This window comes from Streptomyces sp. C1-1, from assembly GCF_050214755.1.
Lineage (GTDB): Bacteria > Actinomycetota > Actinomycetes > Streptomycetales > Streptomycetaceae > Streptomyces.
This window is the reverse complement of sequence record NZ_CP189826.1, coordinates 1,818,107-1,832,770: the sequence shown is the minus strand read 5'-3', so window position 1 is coordinate 1,832,770 and position 14,664 is coordinate 1,818,107. Positions and strand designations below refer to the sequence as shown.

Sequence of the window (14,664 nt, the reverse complement as noted above, 5' to 3'; positions counted from 1 at the left end):
CGGCGGGGGCTCGCTCAGTGCGCGTCCAGCGTCACCAGGTGCTCGCCCTGCGCCGTCCGCAGGTCGTACCGGGCGATCTCGGCCATGTGCATGGCCGTGCTGCCCCGCATCGTGATCGGGCGGGCGTCGTGGTCCGGGACGGTCCAGCTGGTCACGATCTGCTCGGAGCCGTCGCGGCCTACGGCGACCAGCCGGCAGGCCCGCGGGCCTGCGGAGTCCTTCACCTTCAGCTGCACATCGCTGCCCATGTCCGCGTCCGCCGCCGTCACCTGGGCCCACACACCCGTCTTCGCGTCGGTCGCCGCCATCTGCATGGCGCCGCCGCCGCTGCCGCCGCCGTTGGTGAGCATCATCAGCCCGGGGCCGGCCGCGGCGATGGCGACCGAGGCGGCCAGGCCGTACAGGAAACGCCGCCGCGTCGCCCGGTGCCGGTTCGCCACCGCGGCCATCAGCCGGTCGAGCAGCTGGGGGCCGGGTCGGGTCATGGGGCTCACGAACCGGGGCGTCGACCGGCGGTAAAGCATCATCTGCCGGGTGACGGGCCCGAACTCGGTCACGTGAGCGGCGCAGCGCGCGCACTCCATGAGGTGGTCCTCGAAGCGGAAGGCGTCCGCCTCGTCCAGCACGCCGAGCGCGTACGCGGCGACGTCGCGATGCCTCTCCTGGGACCTCATGCCGAAACCTCGTGCCGTTGGGTGCGGGTTGGGTTACTCCTTGCTCCCACCGGTACGGACCAGACCGCCGAATCACTCAAGACTCAGAGGAATCACAACCAAGGGATTCGTAGCGGCCCCGCCCGAGGATTGGTCCGGATCGAAACACGGCTAAAAAAGGTGGATGGCGAGATGACCGAGGGGCAGTCCGAGCTGCCACGCCTTCGTCCACACCTTCGGACCTTCGTCCTCGCCGACCCCTACGGCCCCGCCGGGCACCGCGTTCAGGTCGGGCGCGAGCAACTCGGTCTCCTCCAGCCAGCGCCAGGCCGCCGCCGCGAGTTCCAGGTCGGGCGCGGGCCCGCCCGACGCGGCGGCCTCGGCGGCCAGATCGGTCATCCGCTCCCGCACCCAGTCCTGCCACGGCTGGTCGTAGGCCGTCAGGGACAGCCAGGTCTCCAGCTGTGACACCACCCGGATGCCGGAGAGTTCGCCGTCGGTGTCCGAGAGGAAGACAGTCAGGGCCAGGGCGTCGCGCCCGGCGCGGAACTCCATGGACGTCGGCGGCATCAGGTCGCCCGTGCGCAGCAGCTCGTCGGCGATGTACTCCGCGTACAACCAGGCCATGGGGACGACCAGTTCCCCGCTGGCGCCGTCCGTGCTCTCTTGACCTCTGTCCAGCATCCCTTCCTGCCTTCCTCCGGTGCGTGCGCGTCTGCCCGAGCACCCGGGCTCTGGGGTCGCGGCGCTGGATTCCCGACGTCCGGAATCCAGCGCCGCGGCCCCCTCCGGAACACGGATGAGGACAGCCGATTACTCAACCGGGGTCCTCAGCAAGGCGCTTTACGGAGGTTTGACTCAGCCGTCGGTTTCACCGCAGGTCGGCCGCATATCCGGGAAGCACCCGGCGCAGGGCGCGCAGCGCGTAGTACGCGCGGGACTTCACGGTACCGGCAGGGATTCCGAGGGCCTCGGCGGCTTCCGCCACACTCGCCCCCTGGAAGTACACGAGCACCAGGACTTCGCGGTGCTCGGGAGTGAGTGTCTTCACAGCCTCGCGCACGTCGAGCGCGGCGGCGGCCCGCTCGGCGTGGTCGGCGATCACCCGGGAGTTCTCCAGGATCGCGTCCCCGACCTCGGCCGGCCGTGCCTGCCGGGCCCGCCGCGCGTCGATGGCCAGCCGCCGTCCCACGGTCATCAGCCACGGCCGTACGGACTCGAAGTCGTCGGCCCGCAGCGCCTCGGGGTGCTGCCAGGCGCGCACGAGGGTCTCCTGCACCAGGTCCTCGGCGCGTTGCCGGTCGCCGTCACAGAGCCGGAGCAGGAGCGCGAAGAGGGGCCGGCCGTGCTCCCGCTGCAGTGCGGCGAGCTCGTGCTCGGCGGTCGTCCCGTTCGTGAGGGTGGTTCCGGCCGTCATGCGCGTATGGCATCGCAGGGGGCGGATTCGGGACAGGGGCCGCGCCGGGATCTGCGGCGGACGGTCGATCGCGTCGACGAACGGTACGACGAACGGTCCGTGACGGCCCGTTCACGCAGGGCCGGGGGCGCCCTCCCGCGTGCCGGACGGGCTAATCGGCGGGTCGAAGCCGGGGACGGGGCCGACAAGTTCGTACCTTTTGTGGGTAAATATGACAACAGTGGGGTGAGCTGATGATTGCACGCAGACAGCAGGTTGCCCTGGCCCTCACGGCCGTCCTCGCCGGGGGCGCCGCCTGTCAGGCCCAGCACCACGAGGCGGCGCCGCGGGCGGGGCGACCGGCCCCGGCCCCCGCCCGCGGATTCACACTCGTCGCCTCCGGCGACGTCCTCCCGCACTCCTCCGTCATCGACCGCGCGCGCTTCGACGGCGGTGGCAGCCGCTACGACTTCCGTCCGATGCTCGCCGGGGTCAAAGCCATCGTCTCCCGCGCGGATCTGGCACTGTGTCACATGGAGACCGTCTACGGGGAGAATGGCGACTACACCGGCTATCCCCTCTTCAAGTCCCCGCCCGAAGTGGCCCAAGGCCTGGCCGCCACCGGCTACGACGGCTGCTCCACCGCCTCCAACCACAGCCTCGACGACGGCGCCGCGGGCATCGGCCGCACCCTCGACGCCCTCGACCGCGCGGGCGTACGGCACGCGGGCTCGGCGCGCACCGAGGCGGAGGCGCACACCGTCACCGTCCTCCAGGCGGGCCCGGCGAAGGTCGCCCACCTCGCCTACACCTACGACACCAACGGCATCCCGATGCCGGCGGGCGAGCCGTGGGCCGTCAACCTCATCGACCCCGGCCGGATCGTCGCGGACGCCCGGGCCGCCCGGCAGGCGGGCGCCGACGTGGTCGTCGTCTCCCTGCACTGGGGTACCGAGTGGCAGGACGAACCGGACGGGCAGCAACTCGACCTGGCCCGGACGCTCACCGCCTCCCGCACCGGCGGCCGCCCCGACATCGACCTCGTCCTCGGCACCCACGCCCATGTCCCGCAGGCCTACGAGAAGGTCAACGGCACCTGGGTGATCTACGGCATGGGTGACCAGATCGCCGGCGAGATGTACAACCAGCAGGGCGTCCAGGACCCGCGCGGCGACCAGTCCACCCTCGGCCGCTTCACCTTCGCCCCACCCGCCCGCCCGGGCGAGCGCTGGCAGGTGACCAGGGCCGAGTTCATCCCGCTGATGTTCGACGTCGACGCCGGGCGGGTGGTCGACCTGAACCGGGCGATCGACCAGGGCGCCGGCCTGCAGGGGGTGCGCGACCGCATCCGGGACGTCGTCCTCGGCCGGGGCGCCGCCAAGGACGGCCTGGTGATGGGGAAGTAGGTCAGTCGGGGTCGGTGTCGGTCTGGTCGAAGGTCTTCAGCATCTCCCGCAGCACCCGTAGGCACGCCGTCAGTTCCGCGTCGGTCAGGCCGCCGCCGACCTGCTGGTTCAGGGCCCGCTCGCGGGCGCGGATCGCGGCGATGGCCGCCCTGCCCTCCCCGGTGAGCCGGATCAGGGAGGACCGTTGGTGCGCGGGGTTGGGGGTGACCTCCGTCCAGCCGCGCGCCGACGCGTCGTTGACCATGCGCTGGACGAACTGCCGGCTCAGCGCCAGGACGCGAGCCATCTGCGGCACCGTCATGGGCTCGCTCAGCCGCAGCAGATCCAGCACCGAGCGCACCCCGACGGAGGCACCCTCGGCCGGTTCACCCTGCTCCAGCTTGCGCAGGGCGCGCCGGTAGAGGGGGCCGACCAGGTCGAAGACCTCCGCCACGCGGTGGCCCAGCTCGTCGGGTGCGAGGGGTTCGTCGCTGTCGTTCACCCGACCATCATGACACCTCGGTTGCCAAAATCTCGGCAAGATGACACCTTGGTTGTCATGAATACCGCTACTGATCTCCGCTTCTTCCCGTCCTCCGACGGCGACCTCGCCTACCTCGACGCCGGCTCCGGCGACCCCGTGGTCCTCCTCCATCCCGGATTCGTCGACCACCGCGTCTGGCGGGACCAGATCCCGGCGCTGGCGGCGGAGTACCGCGTGATCGCCCCGGACGTGCGCGGCCACGGCTCCTCCGCCAACGCGACCGGGCCCTTCCGCTGGGCCGACGACCTCGCCGCACTGCTGCGCCGGCTCGACGCCGGTCCCGCGGTCGTCGTCGGCGTCTCGATGGGCGGAGTGATCGCCACCGACACGGTGCTGGAGCACCCCGAACTGGTCCGGGCGGTCGTCACCTGCGGCGCCGCGACCGGCGACTGGCAGTACACGGACGAATGGACCCGCGGGATCCAGGCCGAGTACGCGCGCACCCTGGGCGCCGGCGACCTCGAGGGGTGGCTGGAGGCCTTCCTGCGGGTCGTGCCGGGGCCGCACCGCAGCGCCGGCGACGTCGCCCCGGACATCGGGCGCCGGTTGCGGGAGATGGCCGTCGGGACGATGTCGAAGCACGCGCCGGGCGAGACGGACTGGCTGGTGCGGGTGACCGACTCCTGGTCCCGCCTGCCGAAGATCGACGTCCCCGTGCTCGCCGTCAACGGCACCCTGGAGCCCGTGGAACTCCTCGACGCGGCACGACGCCTGGCCCAGGCCGTCCCCGACGGGCGCGTCGAGACCGTCGAGGGCGTCGGGCACTACCTGAACATGGAGAAGCCGGACGCCTTCAACCGCATCCTGCTCGACTTCCTCCGCGGGCTCTGACCGCCCGCCGACTCCGGCCCCACGGCGCTACGGCACCACCGTCACCGGCCACCGCCCCGCCTTGACCAGCCGTACCGCCACCGAGCCCACGATCCGGTGGCCCGCCTGCTCCGAGGCGCCGACCACCACCGCGTCCGCCTTGAGTTCGTCCGCCGCCTTCACCAGGCCGCCGTAGGCGTCGCCACGGAAGGTGTGGAACTCCCAGCGCACGTCGAATATCCCCTTCGTGCGCTCGGTGGCCTCGCGGATCTGCTTGACCAGGTCCTCGGCGATCTCGTCCGTCGTCTCCGCCACCGGCGCCCCCATCGCCGCGCCGGCCGCCATCACCGGCTGGACGTAGACGACGGCGAGCAGCGCCCGCTGACGCCGGGCCAGGCCTCCGGCATATGCCGCCGCCCGGAGGGAGGAGTCGGAGCCGTCCACGCCGACGACGATGACCTTGGGCCCGTCGGTACCCCGCTCGAACTGGTGCGAGTGCTGTTCCGTCACGGCTGCGAGGTTATCGGAGGGCCCAGGTCCGCCCCGTGCGAGGGACCTCTGGGGGAGCGTGGTGGCCCGGAACTTCCTACAGTCGGGTACATGAGTGCCACGGCGGAGGCCTCCTCGCGCAAGACGGCGACGGGCCCGACACCGCAGCCCGGAACCGGCCCGACGAGCAAGGTGCCGGAGGCCTTCGCGACCTTCTTCGGCGCCCTCGCCGTCCTGTGCGCCCTCCTCGCCCTGATCCCGCCCCTGCGCCTGCTGCTGCGCCCGGTCGTCCGCTTCCTCGACCTGATCACCGTCCCGGTCAGCGCCAACCTCGCCTACGCCGTCTTCCTCCTGCTGCTGGCCGCCGCGACCGCCGCGCGCAAGAAGGTCGCGTGGTGGCTCGTCGTGGTCTACCTGGGCCTGCTGGTCGCCGACGACGCCGTCGACGTGCTGCTCGGCCTGTACGCCGAGTCCCTGCCGTCCCTCGTCGTCTGCGGACTCCTGCTCGTCGTGCTGATCGTCGCCCGCCGGGAGTTCTACGCCGCCTCGCGCCGCGCCGCCGTACGCCGGGCGGTCGGCGTCCTGATCGCCGGACTCGCGCTGGGCATCCTCGCCGGCTGGGGCCTGGTGGAGCTCTTCCCCGGCACCCTGCCCTGGGGCCAGCGCCTGCTGTGGGCCGCCAACCGGGTATGCGGCGGCCTGGTCTCCGCCCGTTCCTTCGACGGCCGCCCGCCCCGCGCCCTGTACTTCCTGCTCGGCCTGTTCGGCGCTCTCGCCCTCCTCAACGCGGCCGCCGCCCTGTTCCGCTCCCAGCGCATGGAATCCGCCCTGCACGGTGACGAGGAACCCCGCATCCGCGCCCTGCTCGGGGCCTACGGCGAGAACGACTCCCTCGGCTACTTCGCGACCCGCCGCGACAAGGCCGTCGTCTTCTCGCCCAGCGGCAAGGCCGCCGTCACCTACCGCGTGGAGGCCGGAGTCTGCCTGGCCAGCGGCGACCCGGTCGGCGACCGGGAGGCCTGGCCGCACGCCATCGCCGCCTGGCAGGACGTGGCCCGCCGGCATGCCTGGGCACCGGCGGCGATGGGCGCCTCCGAGGACGGCGCCAGGGCGTACGCCCGCGCCGGCCTCGGCGCGCTCCAGCTCGGTGACGAGGCGATCCTGAACGTCGCCGACTTCGACCTCGACGGCCGTGACATGCGAGTGACCCGGCAGGCCGTCCACCGCGTCCGCCGCACCGGCGCCACCAGCCGCATCCGCCGCCACTCCACCCTCACGGACGCGGAGATGGAGGAGATCGTCGACAAGGCCGACGCCTGGCGCGACACCGAGACCGAACGCGGCTTCTCCATGGCCCTGGACCGTCTGGGCGACCCGGCCGACGGCGACTGCCTGCTCGTGGAGGCACTCGGCCGCGACGGCCGCCTGCTCGCCCTGCTCTCCTTCGTCCCCTGGGGCCGCGACGGCGTCTCCCTCGACCTGATGCGCCGTGACCGCACCGCCCCCAACGGCGTCATGGAGTTCATGGTCGCCGAACTGTGCGCCGTGGCCCCGAAGCTGGGCGTGCGCCGCGTCTCCCTGAACTTCGCCGTCTTCCGCTCGGTGTTCGAGGAGGGCTCCCGCATCGGCGCCGGACCCGTTCTGAGGCTGTGGCGGCGACTGCTGCTGTTCTTCTCCCGCTGGTGGCAGCTGGAGGCCCTCTACCGCTCCAACGCCAAGTACCGCCCGCAGTGGTACCCGCGCTTCATCTGCTACGGCGACGCGGGCGCCCTCGCCCGCATCGGCCTGGCCTCCGGAATCGCCGAAGGCTTCGTCTCCGTACCGTCGTTGCGCAAACTCTGGGGAAAGGGGCACTCGAGAGGTGCGTCCAGGCCCGCCACGACGGAGGGCCTGCCGTCGCTGTCGGCGCTCGGCCTCGACGGAGGGGACGAGGCCGGGCCCGATGACCAGCAGGCCGGCCTGCCCGAACAAGTCCGCGTCCGGCACCGCACCCTTGACCGTCTGCGGGCCGAGGGCACGGACCCCTACCCGGTGGGCGTCCCCGCGCGCACCCACGCCCTCGCCGACGTCCGCGAGGGCGAGCACGTCACCGTCGCCGGCCGGATCATCCTCGTCCGCGACTTCGGCGGCATCGTCTTCGTCGTGCTGCGCGACTGGTCGGGAGATCACCAACTCGCGCTCACCCGCGCGGAGTCCGGCCCCGCGTTGAGGCGGTTCACCGCCGACACCGACATCGGCGACCACATCACCGCCACCGGCCGGGCCGGCACCAGCGACAAGGGCGAACCCACCGTGTTCGTCACCGACTGGCTGCTGACCGGAAAGTGCCTGCGTCCCCTGCCCGACAAGCACCGGGGCCTGGCCGACCCCGAGGCCAGGGTCCGGATGCGCCACGTCGACCTGATCTCCGCGCCCGACGCCCGCGCACTCGTGCGCGCACGCTCCACCGCCGTACAGGCACTGCGGCAGGGCCTGCTGGAGCGTGGCTACCTGGAGGTCGAGACCCCGATGCTCCAGCAGATCCACGGCGGCGCCAACGCTCGCCCCTTCACCACCCACATCAACGCCTACGACCTCGACCTCTACCTGCGCATCGCCCCCGAGCTGTACCTCAAGCGGCTGTGCGTCGGCGGCCTGGAGAAGGTCTTCGAGATGGGCCGCACCTTCCGCAACGAGGGCGTCTCCTACAAGCACAACCCCGAGTTCACCATGCTGGAGGCCTACCAGGCCTTCGCCGACTACGACGTGATGCTCGACCTCACCCGCGAACTGATCCAGGGCGCCGCCACCGCCGCCTTCGGCACACCCGTCGCCCGCAAGGACGGCAAGGAGTACGACATCTCGGGCCGATGGCCGGTCAGGACGGTGCACGGCGCGATCTCCGAGGCCGTCGGGGAGGAGATCGACGCGGACACCGAACTGCCCGCGCTGCGGCGGATCTGCGACCGGGCCGGAGTGCCGTACACCCCCGACGACGGCCGCGGCGACGTCGTACTGGAGATGTACGAGCGGCTGGTCGAGGACAGGACCCTGCTGCCCACCTTCTACAAGGACTTCCCGACCGACGTCTCCCCGCTCACCCGGCAGCACCGCGCCGACCCGCGGCTCGCCGAGCGCTGGGACCTGGTCGCCTTCGGCACCGAACTGGGCACCGCCTACTCGGAGCTGACCGACCCCGTCGAGCAGCGCCGCCGCCTGACCGCCCAGTCCCTCCTCGCCGCCGGGGGAGACCCCGAGGCCATGGAACTGGACGAGGACTTCCTCGACGCCCTCGAATACGCGATGCCGCCCACCGGCGGCCTCGGCATCGGCGTGGACCGGCTGGTCATGTTCCTCACCGGCCGGACGATCAGGGAGACCCTGCCCTTCCCGCTGGTGCGCCGCCGCTGACCGTGCCCCGTCCGCTTGGGCCGAGCGGGTGCTTTCCCGCCCCACTGCGGTGTCGCTGTGGGGCGTCGGCCTTCGGCCGGGCGACTGATGGGTCATGAAGAAGGATCAGTTCCTCACGCGGCGCCGGATGCTGATCGGCGGCGCCGCCGCTCTGGGAGCCGCCGGCACCGCCGGCGCGTTCGCGCTCGGCGCGGGAGACGAACCGGCGCGCACGGCCGCCTTCGCCGCCGGCCCGCAGGCACGACCCGTGCTCAAGCCCTCCGCCTACCGTCTTCAGCCCCTGACCGGGTACGGACCACCGCAAGGGACGGCCGCCCGTACCGCGGTGCGGCACGAGCCGTTCCTGCGTGTCTCGGGGCGCGGTCGCACCATGGTGCTGACCTTCGACGACGGGCCCGACCCCCGCTACACGCCGCACATCCTGGACACCCTGGCCGAGCACGACGTCCGCGCCATGTTCTTCGTGTGCGGGGAGCAGGCCGACTGGAACCGGGACCTGCTGGCCCGGATGGCCGACGAGGGGCACGTCGTCGGCAACCACACCTGGTCCCACCCCCTGCTGACCCGGCTGAGCCGCCGTCAGATCCACTCGGAGCTGCAGCGCACCAGCAAGGTCATCGAAGACGCCTACGGAGAGCGTCCGCTGTGGTTCCGGGCACCCTACGGGGCATGGAGCCGCTCGGTCTTCCAGATCGAGGCCGAACTGGGCATGGAGCCCATGGCCTGGACCGTCGACACCGAGGACTGGACCACCCCGGGCACCCGGGTCATCGTCGACCACGTCGAGGCCGGCGCCGCCCCCGGCGTCGTGGTGCTCTCCCACGACGCCGGGGGCGACCGCTCCCAGAGCGTCCGGGCGCTGAAGCGGTATCTGCCGCACCTGCTGGCCTCCGGTTACCACCTCACCGTCCCGAGGCGCCGCTACGCCTGAGCGGACGGCGCCCATCCGGCCGGGGAACGCTCAGCGGACCTCGGCCAGGCGGGCGAAGACGACGACGTTGCCGTCGTAACCGTGCTGCTTCGAGAAACCGCCGCCGCAGGTGATGACCCGCAATTCCGGTTCCCCCTTGGAGCCGTAGACACGGTCCCCGGGAAAGTTGTTCTTCGCGAAGACCTCGATGCCGTAGATCTCGAACACGGCCGTCTTTCCGTCCTTACGGGCGACCTCGATGCGATTTCCCTTCTTCAGGGCCCCGAGTCCGTAGAAAACGGCGGGGCCCGACTTGTTGTCCACGTGGCCGACGACGACCGCGGTGCCCTTTTCGCCGGGCGACACCGCGCCGGTGAACCAGCCCGCCAGGTTCGGGTCCTCCGGCGGTGGCGCGCCGACCCAGCCGTCCGAGTCCAGGCCCACCGGCATGACCGGCGCGTCGACCCGGATCGTGGGGATCCTGACCCGGTCGGGCACGGCGTACGGCAGCGCCTGGACCTTGGCGAAGGTGCCGGGGACACGGCTGTCCGCCGCGGCCGCCGAAGCAGGCTGCGGCGGACCCACGTCGAACTCTCCCGACCCGTTCCGAATGAGCGCGAGGCCGGTCAGCAGAACAAGCGCTATCACGCCCCAAGGAGCGCGCTTCTTGGGCTGCTCCTCTTCTTCGGCCAGCTCGAACGCAGACATTCGACTTCCCCTCTCGACGCGGCCGTCGCCACGTCATTCGCGCATACGAGAACGCTAAGTCCCGCGCACGCGACCGGCGACGGGGCACAAGCCGAACGGGTGGCCCCGCGTGTTGCCGGTGCGCCATCCGAGTTGCCGCTCCCAGGAATTTTCTGACGGTCCGTGACCTGCGGAGATATCCGATTGTGCGGTTGTCGTCCGGCGTGTCCTCTCACCAGGACGGACCATCGCCGAAATGCGGGCCGCCGCACGGCAACTGAGGGTCTTATCGGGAGGCGCTTTCTCGCCGATCGACCGGGGACGGGACCCGGGGCGTCTTCCGCGGAGGATCACATGCGTACCACTCGTGCCCTGGCGGCCTCGGCCGCCGTGGTCGCCACCCTCGGGCTCGCCGCCCCGACGGCCGTCGCACGCGACGGCATGCCCATCACCCTGAGCAACCTCGTCGCCCTGCCCAGCGTCATCGCCCGCGGCGGGCAGCTGACCATCACCGTCGACGGCTGCCCGGGGCTGGCCGTGGCGACCTCCGACGCGTTCTCGTCCACGACGCTGAACCGGGTCGCCAACAGCAACACGTCCAGGGGTACCGCGACGGTCAACGCCAACGCCCGCACCGGCTCCCACAGCATCACGGTCACCTGCGGCAGCCAGACCCTGACCAACCCGACCGCCTACACCGTGATCGGCGGTGTCCGGGGCGGCCTGGGCGGCAGCTCCTCCACCGGGGCGACCCCCACCGACATGGCCATCGGCGGCGGTCTGGTGGCCGCGGCGGTCATCGGCGGCGGCGTGTTCCTGATGCGCCGCAGGGCGGAGCGGCGGATCTGACCTCCTGCCCCCGTCCGGCCTCCTCCCCCTTCGGAGCGCGGATCGCACGTGGAACGGCCCTCGCCCCGGATCCTCGGCCAGGATTCGGGGCGAGGGCATGTGCGACCGGTCCCGGTCAGGCACCGTCCTCGCGGCCGCGGCGCCGCGAGAAGTGGTACGCCGTCCCGACGGAGCCGGCCACCAGCGCCGCGCCGAGACCGATCTCCCGGAGGTCGAACCCGGCGATGCTGCCGCCCTCGCCCGCGCGCACACCCTGGTCGGGGTTGACCGGACCGACCGGCACCGGGGTGGGGCCCGCCGGCCGGTCCCCCGCGATGGTGAGATCCGTCGATCCGCTCATCCCGTCGCAGGCGAACCTCACCTGATACACCGCCATGGCCTTGGCGTCCACGTCCACCGTCGCGGTCCCGGACGAGCGTCCGCGCGGGATCGTCACGGTGTCGAAGACGGCCGAGGAGACGGTCACCGACCCCTTGCAGCCGCCGCTGTCCCTGTCGAGCCGGAAGGAGATCTGCCCGCCCGCCGCGATGGTCGTGGGCAGGACGCTGAAGCCGAACGGTGTGACGTTGCCGCCGTCGTTCGCGACGGCGGGCGGTGCGGAGAAGGCGAGGGCGCCGACGCCCAGCAGCGCGGCCGAAGCGACGCGTATCGCGCGCATGGTGAATCCTCCGGGTCCCCGAGGAGCAGCTGCGGACCTTTTCCGCTTGCGCCATAAATGCACCTCGATGACCGAAACGCTAGGAACATGTGTGCGCCTGTGCGATCCCAGTCGGGCGAATGGGGGAAAACACTGGGCCACCCAGGGGACACGCACGGCGTGGCCCCTTTGCCGGGGTGGCCCGTGGGGTGAAGGGCTGTCAGGCGCCGAGATGCGGGAAAAGATTGAGGAAGGGGGCCGCGGACGCCGTGATGCCGCGGCTGTAGGGCGCGTCGAAGTCCCAGATGAGGAAGAGCAGGAAGGCGATCAGGGCGGAGAACAGCCCAGCGAGGACCAGCTCGCGCGCGGTTCGCCGGATCTGCAGGGCGAAGACCATGCCGATGGTGATCACGGCCCCGCTCAGCAGCCCGAACCACACCACGCCCGGCATGGTCGCCCCCAGTGAGTCGGTGCGGGCGCTGCGGGCCTGCGCGGCCGTGGTCACCTGGTCGAGCAGGGGCTGGTAGGCCTGCGCCTCGAAGTCGCTCCCCGGCTGGTAGTCGGTGACGTCGTGGCGGACGCGGTCGAAGAGCTCATCGCCGCGCGCGGTCGTCTTCGCGTGGTCGGCCATCGTCTTCCACTCGGTGGTGACGACCTGTCCGACATAGGCGTTGACATCCTCCCGGATGCGATCGCGCACGTCGGGCGGATAGACCCGCACCCGCTCCGAGATCTCGTGCAGCGCGACCGCCTCCGTCTGGACGTGGTCCTGGGCGGCGCTGCGGCCCTCCCACACCCCGGCGATGGCCAGGCCCAGGACGATGGCGTACACCACGCCGATCCACATGGTCATGTACTCGATGACGTCCGGGGTCTCGCTGGGGTCCTCGTCCTCGGGCGCGGCCTTGTGGCGTACGACGGTGATGACGACCACCACGACGCACGCGGCCAGCATCGCGAGGGTGAGAACAAGCCATTGCGGCAAGAGGTGCCTCCAGGAATCAGCGGGGACGCAGCGCGGCGACGGCGATCGCGGCGGGCGCGGTGATGAGCAGGACGAAGGTGAGCGGCGAGGGGCCGTCGTGGCGGGGTGTGTGCGGCGCGGGCGCCCGGTAGCGCGGATAGCTCACGGGGGCCGCGGACGGGTGCGGGGTGGGCTTGGGCGACGGCTTCGGGGCGGGCGGCGGAACCGGTGCGGGGGGAGGCGGGGGAGGAGGCGCGGCCGGACGCGGTGCGGCCGGGTGCGGGGGTGGCGGAGGGACCGGCTTCGGCGTGGGTTTCGGCCTGGGGGGCGGGGGCTTGGGGGCCGGGGGAGGGCTCGGAGCGGGGGGCGGCGTGGGGGTCGGGGTCGGTGTCGGGCAGGGCGGGCTCGGAGGCGGCGGGGGCGGAGTGGGCTTCGGGCATGCCGGGGGCGTCGGCCAGGAGAGGCTCCCGGCGACCGCCACCGCCTGTGTGCCGTCGGGGCCGGTCGACGCATAGGCGCAGGCGTCGGCGGTCGCGACGCCGGCCGGGGCCCCGACGAGCAGCCAGGTCAACGCGGTCAGTGTCAACACCCGCGCGATGAAGGCGGTTTGGGTCGGTTCGGGTCCATGCACGACGAAGATCATGAGGCTTGCCCGGCCGCCACACGCCGACGTGTCGCGCAACTTGGCCCGAACGGGGGATGACGGCGTGCGGTGGTTTGATCGACGTAACCCCGTGGTGTCCGAAGTCGCGCACGGATGTACGAGTTTGCGTGCGGGTGGCACGGGTTGCGGAAAGAAATTTGTGAGGTGGTTGAACACAACCACAGGTCTCATGCGTACCCATGCTCGTGCGGCGGCGCAGCAGGGCGCTGCAACACCCTTGTGATCATGGGGAGTTGTTGACGATGAAGACCTCCTGGCGGAGCGCCTCGTTCGTGGTGGGCGCCGCGGCCATGCTGGCCCTTACGACCGCGTGCGGCCAGGAAAGCGGCACCTCTTCGGTGGGCAGTCAGAACGTGGGCGCCACGGCCCCGGCCGGTGGATACGGCAGCGTGGGCGCCGGCACGAGCGCGAGCGCCAGCCCGGGCAACGGGTACGGCGCCGACGGACAGCAGGCCGCGGGCGGCCAGAGCACCCCCGCCGGCAAGCTCACCGCCACCGACAACGCCGAGCTCGGCAAGGTGCTCACCGACGGCGCCGGCCTGACCCTGTACCGCTACGACGAGGACACCGCCGAGCCGCCCAAGTCCAACTGCGACGGCGACTGCGCCAAGGCCTGGCCGCCCGTGCCCGCCGACGACGCCACCGCCGGCGCCGGTATAGACAAGTCGCTGCTCGGCGAGGTCACCCGGGCCGACGGCACCAAGCAGCTGACCATCGCGGGCTGGCCGGCGTACCGCTACGCGAAGGACACCAAGGCCGGCGACGTCACCGGACAGGGCGTGGGCGGCAAGTGGTTCGCGCTGGCCCCGACCGGTAAGAAGGCCTCCCTGGCGAGCCTGCCCGGACTGTCCGTCCGCAAGGACCCCAAGCTCGGCGACATCGTCGTCGACAAGAACGGCATGACGGTCTACCGCTTCATCAAGGACGTGGCCTGGCCGAAGGTCATCTCCAACTGCACCGGTGCCTGCCTGGAGAAGTGGCCGGCCGTCGCCCCGGTCTCCCCGAACGACACCAAGGGCATCGAGAAGAAGGGCCTGATGGGCTTCACCCGCCCCGACGGCGTCAAGCAGATGACCGTCGACTGCTGGCCGGCGTACACCTTCTCCGGCGACACCAAGCCCGGGGACATCAACGGCCAGGGCGTCGGTGGCACCTGGTACGTCATGGCCCCCTCCGGAAAGCCGATCGGCGCGCCGAAGAAGTAGGCGTCACCTCCCCAGGGTTGATCGCACCTCCACGCGCGTTCGATCGCAGGTCCGCCCCCTCCGCACCGCACGGAGGGGGCG

15 protein-coding genes are annotated in these 14,664 nt (G+C 71.8%); 6 read left to right on the top strand and 9 right to left on the bottom strand.

What is annotated here, in order from left to right; all coding sequences use genetic code 11:
- Positions 1-14: 14 nt before the first annotated feature.
- From ACQF4J_RS08380 to ACQF4J_RS08370, 3 genes are all read right to left on the bottom strand, one after another.
- The gene (locus ACQF4J_RS08380) at positions 15-674 is read right to left on the bottom strand and encodes a zf-HC2 domain-containing protein (protein WP_351578774.1); all 660 of its coding nucleotides are present in this window, start codon (positions 672-674) and stop codon (positions 15-17) included.
- 150 nt (positions 675-824) lie between these two features.
- A complete protein-coding gene (locus ACQF4J_RS08375; protein ID WP_427165386.1) occupies positions 825-1,337 on the bottom strand; it encodes a hypothetical protein in 513 nt (170 codons plus the stop codon).
- A 187-nt stretch (positions 1,338-1,524) separates the two neighbouring features.
- Positions 1,525-2,070: a sigma-70 family RNA polymerase sigma factor gene (locus ACQF4J_RS08370; RefSeq protein WP_058921633.1), complete on the bottom strand. Its 546-nt coding sequence runs from the start codon at positions 2,068-2,070 to the stop codon at positions 1,525-1,527.
- 233 nt (positions 2,071-2,303) lie between these two features.
- On the opposite strand from ACQF4J_RS08370, the gene ACQF4J_RS08365 reads away from it, so the two are divergent.
- Positions 2,304-3,455 carry a CapA family protein gene (locus ACQF4J_RS08365; protein WP_427165385.1) on the top strand — a complete coding sequence of 384 codons (1,152 nt, stop codon included), beginning with the start codon at positions 2,304-2,306 and terminating at the stop codon, positions 3,453-3,455.
- Between the two features lies 1 nt (position 3,456).
- On the opposite strand, the gene ACQF4J_RS08360 is transcribed toward ACQF4J_RS08365, so the two are convergent.
- A complete protein-coding gene (locus ACQF4J_RS08360) occupies positions 3,457-3,936 on the bottom strand; it encodes a MarR family winged helix-turn-helix transcriptional regulator (protein WP_351572934.1) in 480 nt (159 codons plus the stop codon).
- 57 nt (positions 3,937-3,993) lie between these two features.
- Between ACQF4J_RS08360 and ACQF4J_RS08355 the strand changes: the two genes are divergently transcribed.
- On the top strand, positions 3,994-4,809 hold the full coding sequence (locus tag ACQF4J_RS08355) for an alpha/beta fold hydrolase (protein WP_351572931.1): 816 nt from the start codon (positions 3,994-3,996) through the stop codon (positions 4,807-4,809).
- A 27-nt stretch (positions 4,810-4,836) separates the two neighbouring features.
- Here the strand turns inward: ACQF4J_RS08355 and ACQF4J_RS08350 are convergent, their stop codons facing one another.
- Positions 4,837-5,298 (bottom strand): universal stress protein, encoded by a 462-nt coding sequence (locus ACQF4J_RS08350; protein WP_351572928.1) that lies wholly within the window; start codon positions 5,296-5,298, stop codon positions 4,837-4,839.
- A gap of 90 nt (positions 5,299-5,388) precedes the next feature.
- Between ACQF4J_RS08350 and lysX the strand changes: the two genes are divergently transcribed.
- Together lysX and ACQF4J_RS08340 are read left to right on the top strand one after the other, a co-directional pair.
- Complete coding sequence (gene lysX, locus ACQF4J_RS08345) at positions 5,389-8,667, top strand: bifunctional lysylphosphatidylglycerol synthetase/lysine--tRNA ligase LysX (protein ID WP_351801961.1); 3,279 nt, start codon at positions 5,389-5,391, stop codon at positions 8,665-8,667.
- Positions 8,668-8,761: 94 nt separating this feature from the next.
- A complete protein-coding gene (locus ACQF4J_RS08340; RefSeq protein WP_351572922.1) occupies positions 8,762-9,598 on the top strand; it encodes a polysaccharide deacetylase family protein in 837 nt (278 codons plus the stop codon).
- Positions 9,599-9,628: 30 nt separating this feature from the next.
- Here ACQF4J_RS08340 and ACQF4J_RS08335 read toward each other — a convergent pair whose 3' ends face one another.
- The gene (locus tag ACQF4J_RS08335) at positions 9,629-10,285 is read right to left on the bottom strand and encodes a class F sortase (RefSeq protein ID WP_351572920.1); all 657 of its coding nucleotides are present in this window, start codon (positions 10,283-10,285) and stop codon (positions 9,629-9,631) included.
- Between the two features lie 333 nt (positions 10,286-10,618).
- Here ACQF4J_RS08335 and ACQF4J_RS08330 point away from each other — a divergent pair, with 333 nt between their 5' ends.
- The gene (locus ACQF4J_RS08330) at positions 10,619-11,113 is read left to right on the top strand and encodes a hypothetical protein (RefSeq protein WP_351572917.1); all 495 of its coding nucleotides are present in this window, start codon (positions 10,619-10,621) and stop codon (positions 11,111-11,113) included.
- A gap of 115 nt (positions 11,114-11,228) precedes the next feature.
- Here the strand turns inward: ACQF4J_RS08330 and ACQF4J_RS08325 are convergent, their stop codons facing one another.
- The 3 genes from ACQF4J_RS08325 to ACQF4J_RS08315 all read right to left on the bottom strand — a co-directional run bounded on the left by ACQF4J_RS08325 (position 11,229) and on the right by ACQF4J_RS08315 (position 12,880).
- Positions 11,229-11,771 (bottom strand): hypothetical protein, encoded by a 543-nt coding sequence (locus ACQF4J_RS08325; RefSeq protein ID WP_427165384.1) that lies wholly within the window; start codon positions 11,769-11,771, stop codon positions 11,229-11,231.
- 199 nt (positions 11,772-11,970) lie between these two features.
- On the bottom strand, positions 11,971-12,735 hold the full coding sequence (locus ACQF4J_RS08320) for a DUF4239 domain-containing protein (RefSeq protein ID WP_351572911.1): 765 nt from the start codon (positions 12,733-12,735) through the stop codon (positions 11,971-11,973).
- A 16-nt stretch (positions 12,736-12,751) separates the two neighbouring features.
- On the bottom strand, positions 12,752-12,880 hold the full coding sequence (locus ACQF4J_RS08315; protein ID WP_351572908.1) for a hypothetical protein: 129 nt from the start codon (positions 12,878-12,880) through the stop codon (positions 12,752-12,754).
- Between the two features lie 740 nt (positions 12,881-13,620).
- On the opposite strand from ACQF4J_RS08315, the gene ACQF4J_RS08310 reads away from it, so the two are divergent.
- On the top strand, positions 13,621-14,583 hold the full coding sequence (locus ACQF4J_RS08310) for an SCO0930 family lipoprotein (protein ID WP_351572905.1): 963 nt from the start codon (positions 13,621-13,623) through the stop codon (positions 14,581-14,583).
- The last annotated feature ends 81 nt before the right edge of the window (positions 14,584-14,664 follow it).

Coding starts and splice junctions, on each gene's coding strand:
- ACQF4J_RS08380 (WP_351578774.1), bottom strand. CDS start 674: ATGAGGTCCCAGGAGAGGCATCGCGACGTCGCCGCGTACGCGCTCGGC.
- ACQF4J_RS08375 (WP_427165386.1), bottom strand. CDS start 1,337: ATGCTGGACAGAGGTCAAGAGAGCACGGACGGCGCCAGCGGGGAACTG.
- ACQF4J_RS08370 (WP_058921633.1), bottom strand. CDS start 2,070: ATGACGGCCGGAACCACCCTCACGAACGGGACGACCGCCGAGCACGAG.
- ACQF4J_RS08365 (WP_427165385.1), top strand. CDS start 2,304: ATGATTGCACGCAGACAGCAGGTTGCCCTGGCCCTCACGGCCGTCCTC.
- ACQF4J_RS08355 (WP_351572931.1), top strand. CDS start 3,994: ATGAATACCGCTACTGATCTCCGCTTCTTCCCGTCCTCCGACGGCGAC.
- lysX (WP_351801961.1), top strand. CDS start 5,389: ATGAGTGCCACGGCGGAGGCCTCCTCGCGCAAGACGGCGACGGGCCCG.
- ACQF4J_RS08340 (WP_351572922.1), top strand. CDS start 8,762: ATGAAGAAGGATCAGTTCCTCACGCGGCGCCGGATGCTGATCGGCGGC.
- ACQF4J_RS08335 (WP_351572920.1), bottom strand. CDS start 10,285: ATGTCTGCGTTCGAGCTGGCCGAAGAAGAGGAGCAGCCCAAGAAGCGC.
- ACQF4J_RS08330 (WP_351572917.1), top strand. CDS start 10,619: ATGCGTACCACTCGTGCCCTGGCGGCCTCGGCCGCCGTGGTCGCCACC.
- ACQF4J_RS08325 (WP_427165384.1), bottom strand. CDS start 11,771: ATGCGCGCGATACGCGTCGCTTCGGCCGCGCTGCTGGGCGTCGGCGCC.
- ACQF4J_RS08310 (WP_351572905.1), top strand. CDS start 13,621: ATGAAGACCTCCTGGCGGAGCGCCTCGTTCGTGGTGGGCGCCGCGGCC.